At 33.0% G+C, this 20,257-nt stretch carries 20 protein-coding genes; 19 read left to right on the top strand and 1 reads right to left on the bottom strand.

Annotated elements, in window-relative coordinates; translation table 11 throughout:
* Nucleotides 1-2 precede the first annotated feature (2 nt).
* From AC2TDS_RS04020 to AC2TDS_RS03930, 19 genes are all read left to right on the top strand, one after another.
* Nucleotides 3-638, top strand: a complete 636-nt coding sequence (locus tag AC2TDS_RS04020) for a hypothetical protein (protein WP_484737838.1) — start codon at nt 3-5, stop codon at nt 636-638.
* A 159-nt stretch (nt 639-797) separates the two neighbouring features.
* Nucleotides 798-1,865, top strand: a complete 1,068-nt coding sequence (locus AC2TDS_RS04015) for an RHS repeat-associated core domain-containing protein (protein WP_484737837.1) — start codon at nt 798-800, stop codon at nt 1,863-1,865.
* A gap of 568 nt (nt 1,866-2,433) precedes the next feature.
* Nucleotides 2,434-3,549, top strand: coding sequence for an RHS repeat domain-containing protein (locus tag AC2TDS_RS04010; protein WP_484737836.1), 1,116 nt, complete (start codon nt 2,434-2,436; stop codon nt 3,547-3,549).
* A 191-nt stretch (nt 3,550-3,740) separates the two neighbouring features.
* Nucleotides 3,741-4,052, top strand: a complete 312-nt coding sequence (locus AC2TDS_RS04005) for a hypothetical protein (protein ID WP_484737835.1) — start codon at nt 3,741-3,743, stop codon at nt 4,050-4,052.
* A 173-nt stretch (nt 4,053-4,225) separates the two neighbouring features.
* Nucleotides 4,226-5,269, top strand: a complete 1,044-nt coding sequence (locus AC2TDS_RS04000) for an RHS repeat domain-containing protein (protein ID WP_484737834.1) — start codon at nt 4,226-4,228, stop codon at nt 5,267-5,269.
* A complete protein-coding gene (locus tag AC2TDS_RS03995; protein ID WP_484737833.1) occupies nt 5,269-5,574 on the top strand; it encodes a hypothetical protein in 306 nt (101 codons plus the stop codon). The genes AC2TDS_RS04000 and AC2TDS_RS03995 overlap by 1 nt, the downstream gene beginning before the upstream one ends.
* A gap of 426 nt (nt 5,575-6,000) precedes the next feature.
* A complete protein-coding gene (locus AC2TDS_RS03990) occupies nt 6,001-7,140 on the top strand; it encodes an RHS repeat protein (RefSeq protein ID WP_484737832.1) in 1,140 nt (379 codons plus the stop codon).
* A gap of 2 nt (nt 7,141-7,142) precedes the next feature.
* The gene (locus AC2TDS_RS03985) at nt 7,143-7,748 is read left to right on the top strand and encodes a hypothetical protein (protein ID WP_484737831.1); all 606 of its coding nucleotides are present in this window, start codon (nt 7,143-7,145) and stop codon (nt 7,746-7,748) included.
* A 585-nt stretch (nt 7,749-8,333) separates the two neighbouring features.
* Nucleotides 8,334-9,392, top strand: coding sequence for an RHS repeat domain-containing protein (locus AC2TDS_RS03980; protein WP_484737830.1), 1,059 nt, complete (start codon nt 8,334-8,336; stop codon nt 9,390-9,392).
* Nucleotides 9,393-9,899, top strand: a complete 507-nt coding sequence (locus tag AC2TDS_RS03975; protein WP_484737829.1) for a hypothetical protein — start codon at nt 9,393-9,395, stop codon at nt 9,897-9,899.
* A 580-nt stretch (nt 9,900-10,479) separates the two neighbouring features.
* Nucleotides 10,480-10,698: an addiction module protein gene (locus AC2TDS_RS03970; protein WP_484737828.1), complete on the top strand. Its 219-nt coding sequence runs from the start codon at nt 10,480-10,482 to the stop codon at nt 10,696-10,698.
* On the top strand, nt 10,699-11,004 hold the full coding sequence (locus tag AC2TDS_RS03965; protein WP_484737827.1) for a type II toxin-antitoxin system RelE/ParE family toxin: 306 nt from the start codon (nt 10,699-10,701) through the stop codon (nt 11,002-11,004).
* A 188-nt stretch (nt 11,005-11,192) separates the two neighbouring features.
* Nucleotides 11,193-12,158 (top strand): hypothetical protein, encoded by a 966-nt coding sequence (locus tag AC2TDS_RS03960; protein ID WP_484737826.1) that lies wholly within the window; start codon nt 11,193-11,195, stop codon nt 12,156-12,158.
* Nucleotides 12,159-12,162: 4 nt separating this feature from the next.
* Complete coding sequence (locus AC2TDS_RS03955; RefSeq protein ID WP_484737825.1) at nt 12,163-12,747, top strand: hypothetical protein; 585 nt, start codon at nt 12,163-12,165, stop codon at nt 12,745-12,747.
* Nucleotides 12,748-13,172: 425 nt separating this feature from the next.
* On the top strand, nt 13,173-14,201 hold the full coding sequence (locus tag AC2TDS_RS03950) for an RHS repeat domain-containing protein (RefSeq protein WP_484737824.1): 1,029 nt from the start codon (nt 13,173-13,175) through the stop codon (nt 14,199-14,201).
* A gap of 63 nt (nt 14,202-14,264) precedes the next feature.
* On the top strand, nt 14,265-14,798 hold the full coding sequence (locus AC2TDS_RS03945; RefSeq protein WP_484737823.1) for a hypothetical protein: 534 nt from the start codon (nt 14,265-14,267) through the stop codon (nt 14,796-14,798).
* Between the two features lie 243 nt (nt 14,799-15,041).
* Nucleotides 15,042-15,473, top strand: coding sequence for a hypothetical protein (locus AC2TDS_RS03940; protein WP_484737822.1), 432 nt, complete (start codon nt 15,042-15,044; stop codon nt 15,471-15,473).
* Nucleotides 15,474-15,641: 168 nt separating this feature from the next.
* Nucleotides 15,642-16,463 (top strand): alpha/beta fold hydrolase, encoded by an 822-nt coding sequence (locus AC2TDS_RS03935; protein WP_484737821.1) that lies wholly within the window; start codon nt 15,642-15,644, stop codon nt 16,461-16,463.
* Nucleotides 16,464-16,968: 505 nt separating this feature from the next.
* A complete protein-coding gene (locus AC2TDS_RS03930; protein ID WP_484737820.1) occupies nt 16,969-17,961 on the top strand; it encodes a DUF1028 domain-containing protein in 993 nt (330 codons plus the stop codon).
* A 339-nt stretch (nt 17,962-18,300) separates the two neighbouring features.
* Here the strand turns inward: AC2TDS_RS03930 and yidC are convergent, their stop codons facing one another.
* Nucleotides 18,301-20,190 (bottom strand): membrane protein insertase YidC, encoded by a 1,890-nt coding sequence (gene yidC, locus AC2TDS_RS03925; protein WP_484737819.1) that lies wholly within the window; start codon nt 20,188-20,190, stop codon nt 18,301-18,303.
* Nucleotides 20,191-20,257 lie beyond the last annotated feature (67 nt).

Raw genomic sequence — 20,257 nt, 5'->3', positions numbered from 1 at the left:
CGATGAAAAAAATAACAATGATAATTTTTCTTCTTTTAGTAATTGCTTGTAATAAAGCAGAAAAAAAAAGAGAGGTAGTATTAGATAAGAATAAAGTAACTACTGTTGACCTTATTAAAAAGAATGGTAAGAAAAATGAAATTAAAAAACATAATGAAAGCAAGTTTATTGGGTGTAGTTATGTTAATCAAGGTTCTAGCTTAGGAATAGGTATTTTATTATGGAATTACGATTGCGAAGAAAAGATTATTTTTTATAAAGACAAAAATTTATCAAACAGGCAAGAAGAATTGAACTTTTGCGGAAAATTTAATCGATTAATATGTCCTCTTTTTTATAAGCCTGATTATGGTATAATGAATTTTGTAGTTTTAAATGAGAATAGGAAGTCTTATGAAGTTTTGTTTAATAAAAATGAGAAAGTGTTTATAGCAAAACAAAGCCCTTTTGAGTTTACTCAATGGAAAGTGTTTTTTGAAAAACACGTAGAGTCTATTAACAGTTTAGGTGTCAATTATACTGTTAAATCTTATGATAGGGATTATTTAATTTGTGTAAATGTAGAAAACCAAAAAGAAAAAAGAATAAGATGGAGAAAAGAAAATTCTATTTTGATTGATATAGCCTTATTGGTTTAGCCTCCCCCGCTCGCGCCCGAATGACTAAATAACAAGTAACGGCTAGTGCTCGACTCTGTCGGGTACCGTACCAGTTAAGCCATAACAGATACACAAACAAAAAAGTAAGCTACCTTAATTATAGATAATTGAGGTAGTTTTTTGTATTTTAGTAGCGCTATGAGTAGAAAATACAAATTCATTTACGTAAACCGCCAGATTATAAATGGAGAGCCTTATAGATACGCCTACCAAGGGCAAGAAAAAGACCCTGAAACTGGGAAGGAAGCTTTTCAACTGCGTTTATGGGATGCGAGAATAGGGAGGTGGTTGACGACTGACCCAAAAGGTGAGTTTAGTTCACCTTATTTAGGTATGGGAAATAATCCTATGAATAAGATTGCCCCTGATGGAGGGAGTACAGATGATTGGGTAAGTAAAGATGGGAAGAATTTTTATTGGGACAAAAGCATAACGTCTAAAGAACAAGCGCAGGCTCAGGGGTTGGTATACGGGGGAAAAACAATGCTAGAAACAAGAGACATGTTCAAGTCAAATTTAGGTTTTTTCGATAGATATTTTTCTGCTAATGGTCCGTCTTTTGATTATGAAAGTTATTTAAGGTCAGAAGCAACCCCTATAGCACTTGAAGCAATTGATATTACAAAAAGACATTTTACTGATTATAAAAGAGAAAATGGAGAGGTTTATGTAGGCGATGAAAGACTTTGGAATACAGGACTAGGATATCCAAGAGAACAGGCATTAAGTCTATCAGGATTAGAAACTAAAGGTAGAGGGACTTGGTCTGACGTGGTAGTAATAAATAATAGGAAAATGGAAGTATCCTTTCAAACACCAGGAGGAAATTATATGGATAGAACATATTTTAGACATAATGTTAAACCAGATAATCAACGTTGGTTAAAATTCCTTCCATTTCGGAAAAAAATTAATCTCTTTAAGCTAACGTTTAGAAGGAAAAAGGAGAAAAAATACATCCGAAAACCAGAATCTTTAACCACTGGTTTTCAAAGCATTATAAAAACGTTAGTCAGAATTACTAATGGAGGAGGAACTATGTTCAAAAACACTTTAATATTTACCAATGAAGGTAAAAAAGAAGATGGAATTTTGTACATGACGATATACCTTTTCCAGATCAACATAAAATTAAAGACGAATAATGCGAATACTGGAAAAAATACTAAGCTTTTTAATTTTTATAAATTCTATTTTTTTTATTAGAAAAGGATTAAATAATTTTTTAACCTATATCCAAGATGGATTATTTTTATTTATTGTTAAAGAGGCTTTCACATTTAGGTTGTTATTATTTGGGGGACTAGGTTCTTTAATTGCGGTTAAGATCTTTATTAATAAAAGATGGGATGTTAAAGATAGAAGATTGGTTTTATCGTACTTAATAATTTTACTAATATATCCTGTATTATTAATTCCAGTTATAGATCATGTTTCCTTTTTGAATATTGATTACATTCAGATCGCCTTAATACTAATAATAATATTTACTGATTATAGTGACTATAGAGAAGTAATTAAAACAGATCATAAAAAGATTTTGCTTTATATTGTTTTCCTAGGGATAATTCCTTTTTTTATATCCTTATTTTTTGATTATAGTTGGTTTAGGTAGCCCCCCCCGCTCGCGCCCGAATGACTAAATAACAAGTAACGGCTAGTGCTCGACTCTGTCGGGTACCGTGCCAGCTAAGCCATAACAGATACACAAACAAAAAAGTAAGCTACCTTAATTATAGATAATTGAGGTAGTTTTTTGTATTTTAGTAGCGCTATGAGTAGAAAATATAAATTCATTTACGAAAACCAACAGTTAAAAGAATTACCAATATATGGAGCATCCAGATTGGGAATATACAATAAAGCCACAGGAACCAGCGTTTATCAACTAACAGACCATTTAGGAAATGTACGTGCAGTAATTGCTAAAAACGGAAGTCAAGCGATAGCAACTAGTACCACGGATTACTATCCTTTTGGTATGCCAATGCCGAATAGACAGATTGTTAATGGAGAACCATATCGCTATGCCTACCAAGGACAAGAAAAAGATAAAGAAACAGGAAAGGAAGCGTTTCAATTAAGACTATGGGATGCTAGAATTGGTAGATGGTTGACTACAGATCCGAAAAAAGGAGGTTATTCTCCCTATTGGGGAATGAATAATAATCCTATTTCTAATATTGACCCTGATGGAGGGAAAATCGTATATGATAAATCCTTTGGTTTTTGGGATAAAGTAGGGCTATGGTTTTCTACACTTCCGAGACGTTTATTTTCTCCTACTTTTAGAAAAAATTGGAAAACACTAAGAGAGTCAGATTTAACTTATACCATCACTTTTGACAATGCTGGGGGGGATTATGTAGCAGCTTTTTTGCCAGAACATCCTTATGATATTGATGTAATTGGGGAAGATGGTTTGGCCGCACCAAAAGACCCAAGTAAGGCGGGAGGTAAGATACATATTAACAAGAAATATATGAAAGGTAAGAAATTACTAGGAGAAGCTTTTACTGAGGAAATAGTGCATGCCAATCAATTTGAATTTTATGTAGGTTCAGAAGCTGCTAGAAATTTTGAGTATGATCATGTTTGGAACGTATCCCATGGTGCGGATTTTGGTAATATGGAATTTGAAGCTAAAATGATAACAGGTGTTATTAATAATGAAGCTGGTATTCCGTTTTATAGAGATAAAGATAGTGCTCTTAATTTTGCTCAGAAATATGGGGTTCATTTTAAGAATCATAAATCTCCTGGACTGAATGAGTATTTTGATAAGTTAGAACAATGGATTCATGAGGAAAAAAAATTAGGAACATCATATGGAGGCGCTACTTTTAATAGAAATTGGGAGCCCTATTATTTCAATCACTTATTTAGATAATAATGTTTAGAAGAATTTTCTTTGTCGTATTTTTTTTCTGGGTTCTGTTTAGTTTATATAGTCAATCAACAAAAAAAAAGAATATTGTTTGTAAGGAATCTCATTTTGTAGTGGGTGTAAAAAAGAAATTTGAGTTGAATTGCAAATATGAATATAAAACGTTTAAACTTAATGATTCTATTAGCTTTAATATGTCGAAATCATTATGTCAGATATTTAGTAATGAACTAAAAAAAAAGAAAGAAATAAAATTATCATTTGATTGTATTCTATTGGACGGATTCATAAAACAAAAGACTTATCAATTTTTGGTAATGAATAATGACGGAACTATCTTTAGCAGGGGAAGCGGAGGAAATTTTTCGATGCCGTTTTATCACAAAAAACATGCAGACGAAATAAGATTAGACCTAATGAATTTAAAACTTAAACTTCATGACAGATTAAATCTAAAAAGAATGAAAAAACAAATGGGTTTACATCTTTTTTTTGTCATTCGTTAAGAGGTAAGTGATAGTATCCCCCGCTCGCGCCCGAATGACTAAATAACAAGTAACGGCTAGTGCTCGACTCTGTCGGGTACCGTGCCAGTTAAGCCATAACAGATACACAAACAAAAAAGTAAGCTACCTTAATTATAGATAATTGAGGTAGTTTTTTGTATTTTAGTAGCGCTATGAGTAGAAAATACAAATTCATTTACGAAAACCAACAGTTAAAAGAATTACCAATATATGGAGCATCCAGATTGGGAATATACAATAAAGCCACAGGAACCAGCGTTTATCAACTAACAGACCATTTAGGAAATGTACGTGCAGTAATTGCTAAAAACGGAAGTCAAGCGATAGCAACCAGTACCACGGATTACTATCCTGGCGGGATGGCGATGCCCAATCGAAATGTTGTTGGAGATTATAGGTATAACTACCAAGGTCAAGAGCTTGACAAAGAAACAGGAAAAGTTGCGTTCGAGTTAAGGCTTTACGACCCAAGAATAAATAGATGGCTTACCACAGACCCAGCGGGGCAATTTGATAGTCCTTATCTAGCAATGGGGAATAACTGGGTAAGTAGAACAGACCCAGATGGAGGCTACAGCCCACCAACTGATTATGTAGATTCAGAAACGGGAGAAACTTTAGGCACTATAAATGATGGTAAAACAGGCACTCTTCATGTAACCAAAGACCAATATAATAGTTTGCTCAATACATTTAATTCTGGTAATTTAGATGCTTATTGGGGGCAAATTGGAAATTTTTTAGGACCTGGTGTTGACCATTATAGTGAGTCTGTAACTTGGGATGAATTTAAACAAATTAATCAAGGAAAATCATTTTCTGAATTAGCAAATGAAAGACCAGCCGGAAATATAATTACTGAAAGAGGTGGTCCAAATCTTGAATATAGATATGTTTTAGACCCTTCTGTAAAGAATAGGGTTATTGATATGAGGCATGCTTTAGTTATTGGAGCTTATGGTCAGTTGAATGGTTTATTAACTGAAATAGGTCAAGGTCTTTTAGGTTATTGGGATTCTGCTTTTCAGCCCCAAGATTTTTATTCTAATAGAGTTGGAGAAGGATTTTTTGATGTAATCAGAAGTGAAGCATTAGAATTTGAAGGGATTAAAAGAGGGTTGTATATACACAATGCATTAAATAATAAGAATTTCATAAATAATTATAGTAATTACTTGACTAATCCGAATAGATAATGAAAAAAATATTAGGTGTAGTATTTTTGGTTTTGATGTTAAGTTGTTTTGATAATACAAAAGAGAACCAGAATTTAGAGAATTCTAAAAGCTTAAAAAAAGGGATGAGCTTTAAAAAGGCAATAGATATTATGGGGCAACCTATTTCTGTAAAAAAAACTAAAAATAATTCATTTTATAATTATGATACTGAATTAGATTCTATTTATGAATTCTTTTATGGACGTCCAACAGGAGCATCTTCTGGAATTTTATTTAAAACAGATTCAATAAAAATATTGAAGGTATACAATAAGTTAGATTAAAAAAAGACCCGATAGCGCGGACTTGTAGTCCGTGCCCCTGATGGCGCTAGTATGTCAAAGTAATGGCTACCGCTAGTTTGCAACTAGTGGCAAGTAAGAGTAAGCCAAACAGAAAAAAATATAAAGCTACTTTACATTAAATTGTGAGGTAGTTTTTTGGTTTAAGAGGAGTAAGCTTTTTTAGCGTTACCCCTGATGGTGCTAGTATGTTACGTAATCGCTAGTGCTAGTTTGTAACTAGTACCGTTTATGAGTAAGCTTTAACGTATCCCCCCGCTCGCGCCCGAATGACTAAATAACAAGTAACGGCTAGTGCTCGACTCTGTCGGGTACCGTACCAGCTAAGCCATAACAGATAGACAAACAAAAAAGTAAGCTACCTTAATTATAGATAATTGAGGTAGTTTTTTGTATTTTAGTAGCGCTATGAGTAGAAAATACAAATTCATTTACGAAAACCAACAGTTAAAAGAATTACCAATATATGGAGCATCCAGATTGGGAATATACAATAAAGCCACAGGAACCAGCGTTTATCAACTAACAGACCATTTAGGAAATGTACGTGCAGTAATTGCTAAAAACGGAAGTCAAGCGATAGCAACTAGTACCACGGATTACTATCCTGGCGGGATGGCGATGCCTAATCGTAAACTTACTGATGGAACATACAGATATGGGTATCAAGGGGAATATGCTGAAACTGACCCGGAAACTGGGAAAGTAGCGTTTGAATTAAGATTGTATGACCCACGTATAAATAGGTGGTTAACGACAGACCCAGCTGGACAGTTTCATAGTCCATATATGTCAATGGGAAATAACTGGGTAAGTAGAGTTGACCCTGATGGAGCTTTTAGTCCACCTACAGATTATTATGACCAAGATACAGGTGCGTATTTAGGAAATATAAATGATGGAATTGACCAAGTTGCTTTTGTTGATTCAGGAGTATTTGGAACATTATCCTCATTATGGACAGGAGGTCATGAATCAGCATATTGGGGGCATTTATCAGATAATAGTCAAATTATTAGAATGGGACACGCAACATTCAAGGACATTGCAGGTACTTTGTTTGCAGAAGGAAGTACCCAAATGACTTCTGATGAGGCAGCTGGAATATATTCGGTAATGGAAAATCGAGCCACAGCTGACGGAAAGACCATTTTACAAGTAGCATCAGGAGGCGGTATTTATGGTTGGAGTGAAAGAGATAAAATAAATAGTATTTATGCAAATAAGGCACAGGTAAATAATGCTTACTTAGGAGTAATGAAAGGTTATTTTAATGCTGATTATTCAGGAGGTGGGTATTATTGGCATGGTGTTGATTTTGCTAAAAAAGTAAATTATTCTAAGGCTCATGAAAGGTTTTATCTTACAGGGTTTAAATTTACTGATACGGCACATGATTTATGGAATTTAGGAAATCATAAATCTAAGCATAGTTGGATTTATAAGTATGAGTCGACTGGAGCTTCAGGAGGAACAACCTTTATGCGTTTAACTAATGCATGGATGCAATCAGCGGGAAATAATACAAGATGGAACGGAAATCAATAATTATGGGTAAACTTTATATATATATTAAATATTTCTTTACAATTTTTATTATAACTTCTATGGGGTGTAAAGAAATGAAGAGCGAAAAGCTTATCCTTAATAAGGAAAAAAAAATAAATATTAGTCAAAAAAAAAACTGTCTAGATTCGATAGTTAATATTAGAAAACCCATTGTTACCAATTACATTAAAATAAAAGATGTAAACCTTTATTCAGATAATGATATTTTAAAAGATTGGAAAAAAGGAATAGATAGTAGTTTTTTGGAAGCATATAAAATAAATAGATTAAATAATGAATTTTTATTATTCTTTTCTTTTAATAAAGAATCAACTGGTTTAATGGCTAATTTTTATCAGATATTGGTAGTTGATTTAGTTCAAAATAAATCTTTTATTATAAACAGTTTGTCAGATAATGTAAGGTTATTTTACATAGATGAATCTAAAAATTTAAATTATTACAAAGTAAACTATAGTGAAAAGTTTATTTTAAATAAAGATTGGGATAATCCTTCTTTGAAAATTGAAAAAATCAAACTCTCAACAAATTTTACGCCTAAAATAGAAAAAGAAATCGTAACAATTTGTAACCCCAGATGGCGCTAGTATGTCAAAGTAATGGCTACCGCTAGTTTGTAACTAGTGGCGAGTAAGAGTAAGCCAAACAGCAAAAAATATAAAAAGCGCTAGTTTGCAACTAGTGGCGAGTACGAGTAAGCAAAACAGCAAAAAATATAAAAACTACTTTACATTAAATTGTGAGGTAGTTTTTTGTTTTAAGAGGAATAGGCTTTTTTAGCGTTAAAGTCTCTTAAAAAAGCTTCTAGCATCCTATTAACACAGTCTCTTTCTTCTTTTGGTAGTTTTTGAATATCAGCAACTTTTTTAATAAGAGATTTATCTAAAATAATATCAGACTTGCCGACCAAATAATCTAAAGATACCCCAGATGGCGCTAGTATGTCAAAGTAATGGCTACCGCTAGTTTGTAACTAGTGGCGAGTAAGAGTAAGCCAAACAGCAAAAAATATAAAGCCCCCGCTCGCGCCCGAATGACTAAATAACAAGTAACGGCTAGTGCTCGACTCTGTCGGGTACCGTGCCAGTTAAGCCATAACAGATACACAAACAAAAAAGTAAGCTACCTTAATTATAGATAATTGAGGTAGTTTTTTGTATTTTAGTAGCGCTATGAGTAGAAAATACAAATTCATTTACGAAAACCAACAGTTAAAAGAATTACCAATATACGGAGCATCCAGATTGGGAATATACAATAAAGCAACAGAGACCAGCGTTTATCAACTAACAGACCATTTAGGAAATGTACGTGCAGTAATTGCTAAAAACGGAAGTCAAGCGATAGCAACCAGTACCACGGATTACTATCCTTTTGGTATGCCAATGCCAAATAGGCAAATCATTAACGGAGAACCATATAGATATGCCTATCAAGGACAGGAAAAAGACCCTGAAACTGGTAAGGAGGCGTTTCAACTTCGTTTATGGGATGCTAGAATTGGTAGATGGTTGACTTATGATCCAAAACATGAGTTCGATAGTCCTTATCTAGGTATGGGAAATAGACCAACTGTTGCTATTGATCCAGATGGTGGTGATATTATTATATTAACTGATAGTAAGGCGGTAGCAGGAATGGGGCATGGAGCTGTTTTAATAGGAAATGAAGAAGAAGGATGGAGGTATCTTTCGATGAATGGTACGAGTGCTAATGGAGAAGGAGGTGGTAGTGCCTATGGAGATAGTGTTTACCCAGATTTGGGAAATTATAAAGTGGGTGATAATAAATATATTGTTAATGATTTCAGAGGTACGGGTATGACTGCAGAACAAGTTATGGTCGCAGTTAATAAATCAAATAAAAAGCACACGCATCATTATGATAAATATATTAGGATAACCACTAGTCAAACTGAGGATAATTTAGCATTTGATGCTGCAAGAGATCAAGCATCTCATAAAAAATATGGGATTTGTGGTGCTTCTTGTATCGATGTACCGCAAGAGACTCTTGCCCGAGTTTTTGCACATAGAAAAGGTAAGGAGAGCTTAAATTGGTATGAAGAGACAAGATATGGCTTTGATATTCTCTTACCCAATTCGTGGAGATCTGATTTACTTACTGAACTTTTAAAATCTATGAATAAGAGTATTTTCAAATCAACAGGAAGTAGAAATGATTTTAAATATACTCAAGGTAGAATTGTTTCACCTAGACACTTTAAATAAATGAAAAAAATAATTAGAATAATTGTATTAGTATTTTCAATTAGTGTAATAGTTTACCTTATAATCGGACGTATAAATAGATATGTTGGTTGGGATGCAAGAGAACAATGGAAGTACAGACGTTCTACCTACGGAAATATAAAAGAATCCATTGAAAGAAATATAATGGTAAAAGAACTTAATTTTGGGTCTAATTTAGATAGTTTAAAATTTGATTGTTATATAGAAAAGGGGTTTACCTACAGTAAGAAAAGTATGTTTGAAACTGATACTTCTTTAAAAAGTAAATTTCCATATCAAGTTTCGTGTCCTACTGGTTTGAGAATTGGTGAAACGAGTTATATTTTGTCTATTTCTAATGCAGAATTTTTCGACTCCATTTCAAGTGAATTGTTAAGTCCACAAGTATTTCTTAAAGAGCCTAAGTTAAAGGACACATTGGTTTTTAAGATAATAGAATTTGATAAAAACAGAAAAGAGGTTGGGTATATAAAAGTATGGGAATAGTTGCCCTGTTCCCCGCTCGCGCCCGAATGACTAAATAACAAGTAACGGCTAGTGCTCGACTCTGTCGGGTACCGCACCAGTTAAGCCATAACAGATACACAAACAAAAAAGTAATAGCAGAAGCTATGATTTCTTATTATATTGAAATATAAAGGGAAAAAGGCTACAGTTTTATTACGGTAAATTCAAATGGTAAATGAGTTATACAATTATTTTACTTCCATTGTTTAACATATCGATTTAGAGAGTTTACCCCCGCTCGCGCCCGAATGAATAGATAAATGTAATGGCTAGTGCTCGACTCTGTCGGGTACCGCACCAGTTAAGCCATAACAGATACACAAACAAAAAAGTAATAGCAGAAGCTATGATTTCTTATTATATTGAAATATAAAGGGAAAAAGGCTACAGTTTTATTACGGTAAATTCAAATGGTAAATGAGTTATACAATTATTTTACTTCCATTGTTTAACATATCGATTTAGAGAGTTTACACAAAACCATTCATGCCTATCACCCATTTAGTCAATGCATATGGAACAGAAATTGTATATTTGTATATGTAAAAACACGAATGTTATGGATTTATCGTCAAGAAAATACCACTTTATACAAGAGCTAATTAATGTTGATAAAGAAAATATTATGGATGCTTTAGAACGTGTTTTAAAAAGTGAAAAAGAAGCTCATCAGGAAATTTCTACAGCACATAAAAAAGAGTTAGACAATCGTTTAGAAAGCTATAAAAATAACCCAACGGATTTATTGGATTGGGATGCTATAAAAAACGATTGGTAAATGAGTTACACAATTAAATTACTACCTGTTGTGTACAAAGACTTACAAAAGGCAAAAAAATGGTATAACGCCCAACGACAAGACTTAGGAGAGGAATTTAAAACAGAAGTTAACAAGGAGTTAGCGTATATAAAAGAATATCCAGAACACTACCAAGAGAAATACAAAGAATTACGTCAATCTTTAGTTACTCGTTTTCCATACGCTATATTTTACTTAGTTGAAGAAGAGAAGAAACGAATTATTATTTTTGGGGTATTACACACACGAAGAAATCCAGAAATAGCAAGAAAGCGAATAAAATAGAGCTTCGCAACCCCCGCACCTTGGCATTTATTCCCCAGCTCGCGCCCGAATGACTAAATAACAAGTAACGGCTAGTGCTCGACTCTGTCGGGTACCGTACCAGTTAAGCCATAACAGATACACAAACAAAAAAGTAAGCTACCTTAATTATAGATAATTGAGGTAGTTTTTTGTATTTTAGTAGCGCTATGAGTAGAAAATACAAATTCATTTACGAAAACCAACAGTTAAAAGAATTACCAATATACGGAGCATCCAGATTGGGAATATACAATAAAGCAACAGAGACCAGCGTTTACCAACTAACAGACCATTTAGGAAATGTCCGTGCTACAGTAGGTAAAACAGCTAGAGGAGAAGTACTAACAGCTGGCAGTAGCGCAACGGATTACTATCCCTTTGGGATGCCAATGCCAAACAGGCAAATTGTAAATGGTGAACCCTATCGATATGCATATCAAGGTGATTATGCTGAAAAAGAAGAAGTTGGTGCTACCAATTCATTTGATGAAAGGTTATGGGATTCTGTATTGTATTTATCTAATAATGGAATTAATAGTGTTTACAGTGATGCTATGAATAAAATTTTATTAAATAATTCAACATTTATTAGCCCTACTTCATTTTCTTTTAGTAGCGCAGATTTGGCATCTGCTCAATCTTATCAAAAGTGGAATACTGGTAGAGGGGGAAGTAGACACGATTGTTTAACAACAGTATGTGGTGCTACTAAGAAAATTTACCCAGGAGAAAATTTAAATTTGGGATTAGCAATGACTATGAATTTACCAGGTAATGCAGATGGTAATAATATGAATAAGACTATGCAACATTTACTTAATATAGGGAAAGCAGGGGGAAGCCAACTAACTTTTAGTAAAAGAACTGGAGGAAACTATGGAGATATAGGTTCACAGTTATTGGGAAGAACAGCATTAAATAGTTCTTCTGTTTGGGGGTTAAGTTTAAGTAATGCATATCATAGTTTGATGGTTTATGTTGAAAGGTCTAATGGGCATACAAAATTTCATTTAGTTGATCAGTTTAAATTTAAATCATTTTCTAATATATCATCATTCAATAAGGCAGTAGAAAATCATTACCATGGACCTTGGAATAATCATAAAACCATATTTACACAATATCAACATTAGAATAATGAAATTTTTACTACGCTTATTTGTTATTATAGTTTTTATAATTAGTTGTAAAGGCAGAAAAGAAGATAAAAAACAAAATGAAATTAAAGAATCAAAACCTTTAGTGACAGAGATAAAAATAGTGAAGAAAGATAATAATGAAATTGATAATTGTTTTGAATCTCTTTTTAATAAGTTTTTAAAAGGATATAAGGTTGAAAAAACTAAAAGTTTAGAAATAACAAGAAAGGGTGTTTTAGATTGTTTTCTTAAAAAGAATAAAAACTCTTTTTCTAAATTAAATATGGAGTTACTTTTTAAACTCTCAGATTCAACAAGTAAAAAGGAAATAATCAATATTAAAAAAATGATTTTTGCCAATAAAAGTATTGCTGATAAAATATTTATAAGTTATTCTAAAGGGTTTTATAATGATTGTATTGCGATAAAAGAACCTAACTTTATTATTAAAGAAAATAATATTGTATATGTATTTTTTGCTAGAGCTGAATATTATCGAAATAAATTAAAGGATTTTAAAAAAATATTACAAGATGATATTTTTTATAAATGCCCCAATATTAAACAAGGAGAGTGTAGATAAGTGATAGCAATAGCTAGTTTGTAACTAGTACCGTTTATGAGTAGGCTTTAACAAAAAGCTACCTTAATGTAAGAATTAGGGTAGTTTTTTTGTATTTAGGAGTAAGCTTTTTTAGCGTTAAAGTCACGAATAAGAGCATCAATAACATTAAATAGTTGTGTTTGTTCGGTATTAGGCCCCCTGATGGCGCTAGTATGTCAAAGTAATGGCTACCGCTAGTTTGTAACTAGTGGCGAGTAAGAGTAAGCCAAACAGCAAAAAATATAAAGCCCCCGCTCGCGCCCGAATGACTAAATAACAAGTAACGGCTAGTGCTCGACTCTGTCGGGTACCGTACCAGTTAAGCCATAACAGATACACAAACAAAAAAGTAAGCTACCTTAATTATAGATAATTGAGGTAGTTTTTTGTATTTTAGTAGCGCTATGAGTAGAAAATACAAATTCATTTACGAAAACCAACAGTTAAAAGAATTACCAATATACGGAGCATCCAGATTGGGAATATACAATAAAGCAACAGAGACCAGCGTTTACCAACTAACAGACCATTTAGGAAATGTCCGTGCTACAGTAGGTAAAACAGCTAGAGGAGAAGTACTAACAGCTGGCAGTAGCGCAACGGATTACTATCCCTTTGGGATGCCAATGCCAAACAGGCAAATTGTAAATGGTGAACCCTATCGATATGCATATCAAGGTGATTATGCTGAAAAAGAAGAAGTTGGTGCTACCAATTCATTTGATGAAAGGTTATGGGATTCAAGAATTGGAAAATGGTTGAGTCCTGATCCAGCGGGTAAAGGGGATTCTCCTTATACAGGAATGTATAACAACCCTTTAAAATATGTAGATGTGGCAGGGAGAGATACGTTAATATTCCATCAAAGTAAACGTTTAAATGTTCTTGGACGTTTTGATGTTCATATGTTAACTTTCTCGATCGAAGTAAATGGAAAAAGAAAAGCTTTGAACCACAACTACCTTATGGTTGCAAACAATCTATCTCAGCAGAAAAAAGGTAACGATCTTAGAGGATATTCACATTTACATCCCATAGCGAATAAGGAAATTTTAGATATCAGATTCGAGAAGATGTCGAGCCACACATTTATAAATTCAATATATTTAGCTCCAGGAGGAAGAAATAAATATGGGCACGCTGGAAATGTTGCTGGAGATTGGGATGGATGCTGGGGGATTTGTCGAGTAGAAGATTTAATAAAAAGAGACAATTTTGCGATGAGTATAGCTCTTGATAAATCGGATACATATGAAATAGCAGATGGGAATAGAGCTAGATTTCAAGAAATCCGGAATATATACGAGCGTGTAAAGAAGTTATACAATTTAAATGGTCAACATATATTGCTAGAATTAAATTCTAATGCTGTGCGTTCACCATTAAATCATTCATTAAAGCCAAAAGGAATTAAATCACCTCGTTTTTTTTAAAAGTTACAGTTTATGAGAGTTTTTTCGTTACTAATTATATTTTTTTACTCCCTTAACTGCTGTATGGCACAGAGTGTCGAATCTAGAAGTAAGCTACTTATTGAAATTAAAAATAAACTCGTAGCAAATATTGATTCAGTTTCTTTGCAAGATGAGTATTTGAAGCTATTTCCATCTAACGAAAAAGAATTTAAACAGATTTTCCATTGTAATGAGAGTCTTTTGAAGAATAAAGAGTCTACTTATACTTTTCTTCTTGGCGCAATTCTTAAAAACGACCCAAATGTTATAGGGTTGAGAATAATGAATATCGGTATAGATTTCCCAGAATGGAATAAAGGAAAATATGATGTAGGTGTATTAAGGGAGATAATACTTATTTACGCATATAGATTTTCAGACAGTTTTATTTTAAACTTTAATAAGTTAACAACTAAAGAACGAAGAAGGTTATTTACATATTTAGCAGATATTGAAAATCATGAATTTTACAAAGCATACCACATGGTAGTTGATAAATATAAATCACTTAATAGTGAAATTGCTGATTATTTAATAAAATATAGAAATTTAAGAATTGAAGGACGTCCTCATTAGCATAGTTGACCCAGATACCGCTAGTATGTCAAAGTAATGGCTACCGCTAGTTTGCAACTAGTGGCAAGTAAGAGTAAGCCAAATAGTAATAAATATAAAAGCTACTTTACATTAGATGGTAAGGTAGTTTTTAACTGATTAATAATAATTTAGGGTTATGTAGTCGGTTGCCATTGCAAATGACAACCTGCGTGGGGGAAGTTGGTGGCATTTCATGAAAGGTACTAATTAAAAATATTAAACATGTTACGTTATATAGTAAATACAAAGGGTAAAGAGAAATATGTGGTTGATAATGAGTGGGTAAAAGATAAATGTGATATTAAAAGCGATGAGATAGGTGACAATAATATGCTAATTAATTATCTAGAGGAAGCAGATTATATAAATATAATTCTTGATAAATCAATTTGTATTTTTTCTGGAGATTATATTCCTCATTATCAGACAATGAGAACAGATGGTTTTTGGGCTTGGAGTTCTGATCTGTTACACTATACGAAAAAATATAATTTTCAATGGCCTATTGATTTTGTGAAGCATGTACATTCTAATTTAGGTGTTACTATTGATATTAATGAGGACTACAGTAAGTTTTTAGAGGAAAATTTTAGCTATACTGCTTTACAAAAACAAGATAGTCCTGATAGTTCCGCCCCGCTCGCGCCCGAATGACTAAATAACAAGTAACGGCTAGTGCTCGACTCTGTCGGGTACCGTGCCAGTTAAGCCATAACAGATACACAAACAAAAAAGAAAACCACCTTAATGTAAGAATTAGGGTAGTTTTTTTATTGGTCTTCACTATTTAGTTATTTTTATCAAAAAAAGAGATAAATAAAAATGAAATTAAAATTTAACTTTCAGCATGGTGAAGTAGAGGGAATTCTAAGAACGAGTGAAACTAGCGACGTCATGGTTATTATCACGAATGGACACAATGGTTTTTATAACTACGGAATGTTTCCTTTTATTCAAGAAGAACTATTAAACAATAATATTTCGTCATTTAGCTATAATTTCAGTCATGGAGGAATCATTGGTGATGCTGATGTATTTGAGGACTTAGAAAAGTATGAAAAAAACTGTATGCGCCTAGAAAAGCTAGATTTTGTAGAAGTTCATAAAGCTATGGCATTCAAATATCCAAAAGAAAAAATATTTCATTTAGCACATAGCTTAGGAGGAATATCAACTACTTTCGGAATTTCAGAATTAGAAAAGCAACATATAACTATTGCTGGTGCTGTGTTACTAGCCACCGTTAAAAAGTTAGACATTTGGCCAAAAGAGGTAGTGGAACACTGGAAAAATAACAAAATTCTCTACAAAAAAAATAACAGAACAAAACAAGAACTACCCCAAGGAAGCGAATTCTTAAGTGAAATTTTAAAGGCAAAAAGCGATTGGAATTTAGAAGACACTTTAAGTAAAATTCAAACACCATTTTACTATATTCATGGAAAAGATGATGAAGCGATTCCTTATGAACATAGTGTAAATCAATTTTTATGGAAAAACTCTAATTCAGAATTAAGTTTAATTGAAAAAGGAACACATACATTAAATACAAAACATCCTTTTGAGGGAGCTTCTCCTCAATTATTAGAATTTCTTGCTTTAACAGTCAACTGGATTAATACAAAAGCAAAAAAAGGCGACTAGTTTTTTTCGCCTTGACATAAATTCTTTTGTCTGGTGAGTAAGAGTTAAGCGGTTACAATGCTCAGTTTTCAATTATCAATTATTAGTTGTCAGTGATCCTCCCGCGGTTACAATGCTCAGTTTTCAATTATCAATTATCAGTTGTCAGTGATCCTCCCGCTGGGTCATAGAATGTCAGCGTAACGGCTAGTGCTAGTTTTAAAAACTAGTACCGAGCAAGAGTAAGCAAATAGAAATTAACTTTTAAAAATAATAAAGATGAAGCCACAGCAGTACTGCTGTGGTTTTGTTTTTTTAAGAGTAGGCTTTTTTAGCGTTGTAATCACGTATTATTACCGTAAATTCAAATGGTAAATGGTATATATAAGGCAATTATTTTTTACTTGTTTTCGCTGATAATTACAAATTCCACTAACTAATAACCTGTAAATCTGTTAGTTAGTTTGTATCTAAGTCATGATTGTTGTGTTAAAATTTGTATGTTTGTTAGCAAAAACGCATTATTATGAGTATACAATATAAATTAATCATTATTCTTATTATGTTAAAAGGTTTGTCTGTTTTTGGGCAACATACATTTTCTATGGTCGCAGTTGATCCAGAAACAGGTGAAATAGGAAGCGCTGGAGCTACTTGTATTGCTGCAGAGGGTGGTGCACAAGTTGTAAGTGATATCATCTTAGGAGTCGGTGCGATTCATACACAGTCGTATTGGAACCTAACCAATCAACAAAATGCTAGATCCCGAATGGAAGCGGGAGATTCGCCACAAGAAATTATTAACTGGTTGATTGCGAATGACGTATATAATAACCCATCACAAAGACAATACAATATTGTAGACTTAAATGACGGAAGTCCCAGGAGCGCTGCTTATACAGGCGCTAATTGTTCCCAAGAATTTATCCATATAACTGGAGAAAATTATGCTATCGCAGGGAATATATTAATTTCTGAAGATGTGATAATAGATATGGAAACCAATTTTTTAAATACTGATGGAACGTTAGCAGATAAACTTATGGCGGCTCTTCAGGGAGCTAAACGACCCGGTGCGGATAGTAGATGCTTAGGAAATGAAATAAGTTCTTCTTCTGCATTTTTAAGAGTTGCAAACCCTAGTGATACCGACAGTAGCTATGGAAATCTTTCTTTGGATTTAAATGTGTGGATTACCACTACAGTTTTTGAACCTATAGATGCTCTTCAGGATGCATATAATAGTAGTTTATCCGTTTCAAAGTATGCCAGAGAATCGAATGGTATTGAATTATTCCCAAACCCATCTGATGGAACGGTTACAATTAGAAGTGACAAGGCCATGATTACCTCGTACAAAATATCTAATATTTTAGGAGAATTAATAACAAAAAGAGAAATTGTATCACCTAAAAATAATGTATACTTAGATGTTATAAATTACTCCAAAGGAATTTATTTCATAAGTATTTATAATCGAGATCATAAGATTAAAACGAAAAAACTAATCATTAAATAAGCTGATTGACTATTGAAAAGATAATGTTGTTAATAGAAAGTTTATACTGTCGATTACAATTGTCAGCTATCAGTTTTTAGTGTGTAAGTAGCTAATTTCTACACGGTCATTACGAGGAGTGCACACAACGAAGTAATCGTTCTATTTAAGAGTTAGACTTAGTAAGCTTGCTTCATTTCAATTGCAATGGCAATAGAATATTAATTGTAAATCGTATTATAAGTGTTTAGGTTATAGGGAAACATTAATTTGTACATGGTCTAAAATAACTTTACCAAGAAAAAACCGTCTAAAACTTAATTCAGACGGTTTTTAAAAAGATTAAGATAAATATATCCTTTATTTTTTACTTTTAGCTTTTTGTTGCACAGCTTGTTGCTCCTGAGCTTGCTTCATCGCGGTATCTAAACGCTCACGGAACTTACTCTTTTTAACAGGCTTCTTTTTGTTTTCTTCAATTTGTGCATGAATTTTAGCTTCATCAATTACGAAGTTCTTAATAACAAACATAATAGCGATGGTTAACAAGTTTGAAATGAAATAATACAAACTTAATCCACTAGCATAGTTATTGAAGAAGAATAGCATCATAATAGGAGAGAAGTAAATCATATACTTCATCATTTTACCCATATCAGGCATGCCCTCTTGAGTCGGTGCTTGCATGTTAGCCTGTTGACTCTGGTTCATTTTCATATAAAAGAAAATAGCAATGGAGGCCAAAATAGGAAATAAACTTACGTGATCTCCGTAAAATGGAATCTCAAAAGGAAGCTTATAGACAGTGTCGTAAGAAGACAAATCATTAGCCCATAAGAAACTTTTCTGTCTGAAATCGATATTCGTAGGAAAAAATTTAAATAAGGCAAAGAAAACAGGCATTTGGAGTAAGGCTGGAATACATCCAGACATCATACTAACACCAGCTTTTCGTTGAACAGCCATAATTTCTTGTTGGCGTTTCATTGCATTTTCTTTTCCTGGATATTTTTTATTAATGTCCTCCATTTCTGGACGAATAACTTTCATTTTGGCACTTGATAAATATGATTTATAAAGCACAGGCGACATAATGATACGCACTACAATCGTCATTAAAATAATAATTAAACCGTAGTTACCGATAAATCCTTTTAATAGATTAAATACAGGGTAAAATACATAGCGGTTCAACGTACCAAAAATACCCCAACCTAAATCGGCAGTTTCATCTAAGCCCGTACCTTTATAGGTTTTTAATAAGTTATAATCTGTGGGTCCATAAAACCATTGCATAGAATAATCAAGCTCACCATTGTTTAAGGCTAAAGGAGTTTTTAAGTCATAAGCTTTGGTAAATACCGAATCTTTTTCCTGACCTTCAGCTAAATCGGTAGACGTTAAGGTAGCATTGTTAAATGACGTATCACTAATTAATACAGAAGAGAAGAAATGTTGTTTAAAAGACACCCAATTAACATCATTTATTACTTCAGAATTTCCAGGTCTTAAATAATCAACTTCATCATCTGCTTTATAATAGTACCAAGAGTACATTGTGTTCTCGGTTTTCATGCTTTTTTCTTGGCGGAAAGCTTTCAGATGCCAATCTAAATTAACCTGTTGAGAACGGTTGATTACATTGTTTAAGCCTTGTGAACGCACAACGAATCCAACTCTGTAATCATTCTTTTTTATCTCATAACGATACTCTAAAAACTTATCCTCGGCAACTTTTAGCTTCATGGAAAGTATTTGTGTATCACCATTTTTAGATAGTGTAGGGACAAACAATAAGTCGGTCGTATTTAAAATACGATTATCCGTAGTACCAAAATTAATATTAAAAGAAGCATTCTTATCTTTGATTAAGTACAAAGGCAAAGAATCATGGGTTTGGTAGTTTTTAACCAAAGCCTCGGTAATTTGTCCACCTTTATTATCAATCGTTAATTTGAGTAGGTCATTTTCTAAGGTAGTATTTCCCTCTTTACTGGTCATAGCACCATAAGCAAAAGCACCTAATTTATTTTGAAGTGCAAGCTGTTTTAGTGAGTCGTTTACAACGGTAGCAACTGTACTAATTTCTTGTGCTGGTGATGTACTAGCTTTTGTAACCTGTTCTGTAGTTGTTTCCGAGGCAGGCTCTGGAGTTGTTTCAGGTTTTTGAGTGTTCATCCACCAAAGTAGAATTCCTCCCAATAAAAGCATCCCTATAAAAGAGTTAAAATCGAATTTTTTTTGTTCCATTGATATATTGTATAAATGTCAATCTGTCAGTAAGTGTTTTTCTCCATAGTTGAAAAACGCGACAAAT

The sequence above is a fragment of the Tenacibaculum profundicola genome, assembly GCF_057220795.1.
This window is presented reverse-complemented; position numbering and strand designations above follow the sequence as displayed.

What these genes read in the sequence shown, in the direction of transcription:
- AC2TDS_RS04020 (WP_484737838.1), top strand. Translation starts at nt 3, where the DNA reads ATGAAAAAAATAACAATGATAATTTTTCTTCTTTTAGTAATTGCTTGT.
- AC2TDS_RS04015 (WP_484737837.1), top strand. Translation starts at nt 798, where the DNA reads ATGAGTAGAAAATACAAATTCATTTACGTAAACCGCCAGATTATAAAT.
- AC2TDS_RS04010 (WP_484737836.1), top strand. Translation starts at nt 2,434, where the DNA reads ATGAGTAGAAAATATAAATTCATTTACGAAAACCAACAGTTAAAAGAA.
- AC2TDS_RS04005 (WP_484737835.1), top strand. Translation starts at nt 3,741, where the DNA reads ATGTCGAAATCATTATGTCAGATATTTAGTAATGAACTAAAAAAAAAG.
- AC2TDS_RS04000 (WP_484737834.1), top strand. Translation starts at nt 4,226, where the DNA reads ATGAGTAGAAAATACAAATTCATTTACGAAAACCAACAGTTAAAAGAA.
- AC2TDS_RS03995 (WP_484737833.1), top strand. Translation starts at nt 5,269, where the DNA reads ATGAAAAAAATATTAGGTGTAGTATTTTTGGTTTTGATGTTAAGTTGT.
- AC2TDS_RS03990 (WP_484737832.1), top strand. Translation starts at nt 6,001, where the DNA reads ATGAGTAGAAAATACAAATTCATTTACGAAAACCAACAGTTAAAAGAA.
- AC2TDS_RS03985 (WP_484737831.1), top strand. Translation starts at nt 7,143, where the DNA reads ATGGGTAAACTTTATATATATATTAAATATTTCTTTACAATTTTTATT.
- AC2TDS_RS03980 (WP_484737830.1), top strand. Translation starts at nt 8,334, where the DNA reads ATGAGTAGAAAATACAAATTCATTTACGAAAACCAACAGTTAAAAGAA.
- AC2TDS_RS03975 (WP_484737829.1), top strand. Translation starts at nt 9,393, where the DNA reads ATGAAAAAAATAATTAGAATAATTGTATTAGTATTTTCAATTAGTGTA.
- AC2TDS_RS03970 (WP_484737828.1), top strand. Translation starts at nt 10,480, where the DNA reads ATGGATTTATCGTCAAGAAAATACCACTTTATACAAGAGCTAATTAAT.
- AC2TDS_RS03965 (WP_484737827.1), top strand. Translation starts at nt 10,699, where the DNA reads ATGAGTTACACAATTAAATTACTACCTGTTGTGTACAAAGACTTACAA.
- AC2TDS_RS03960 (WP_484737826.1), top strand. Translation starts at nt 11,193, where the DNA reads ATGAGTAGAAAATACAAATTCATTTACGAAAACCAACAGTTAAAAGAA.
- AC2TDS_RS03955 (WP_484737825.1), top strand. Translation starts at nt 12,163, where the DNA reads ATGAAATTTTTACTACGCTTATTTGTTATTATAGTTTTTATAATTAGT.
- AC2TDS_RS03950 (WP_484737824.1), top strand. Translation starts at nt 13,173, where the DNA reads ATGAGTAGAAAATACAAATTCATTTACGAAAACCAACAGTTAAAAGAA.
- AC2TDS_RS03945 (WP_484737823.1), top strand. Translation starts at nt 14,265, where the DNA reads ATGGCACAGAGTGTCGAATCTAGAAGTAAGCTACTTATTGAAATTAAA.
- AC2TDS_RS03940 (WP_484737822.1), top strand. Translation starts at nt 15,042, where the DNA reads ATGTTACGTTATATAGTAAATACAAAGGGTAAAGAGAAATATGTGGTT.
- AC2TDS_RS03935 (WP_484737821.1), top strand. Translation starts at nt 15,642, where the DNA reads ATGAAATTAAAATTTAACTTTCAGCATGGTGAAGTAGAGGGAATTCTA.
- AC2TDS_RS03930 (WP_484737820.1), top strand. Translation starts at nt 16,969, where the DNA reads ATGAGTATACAATATAAATTAATCATTATTCTTATTATGTTAAAAGGT.
- yidC (WP_484737819.1), bottom strand. Translation starts at nt 20,190, where the DNA reads ATGGAACAAAAAAAATTCGATTTTAACTCTTTTATAGGGATGCTTTTA.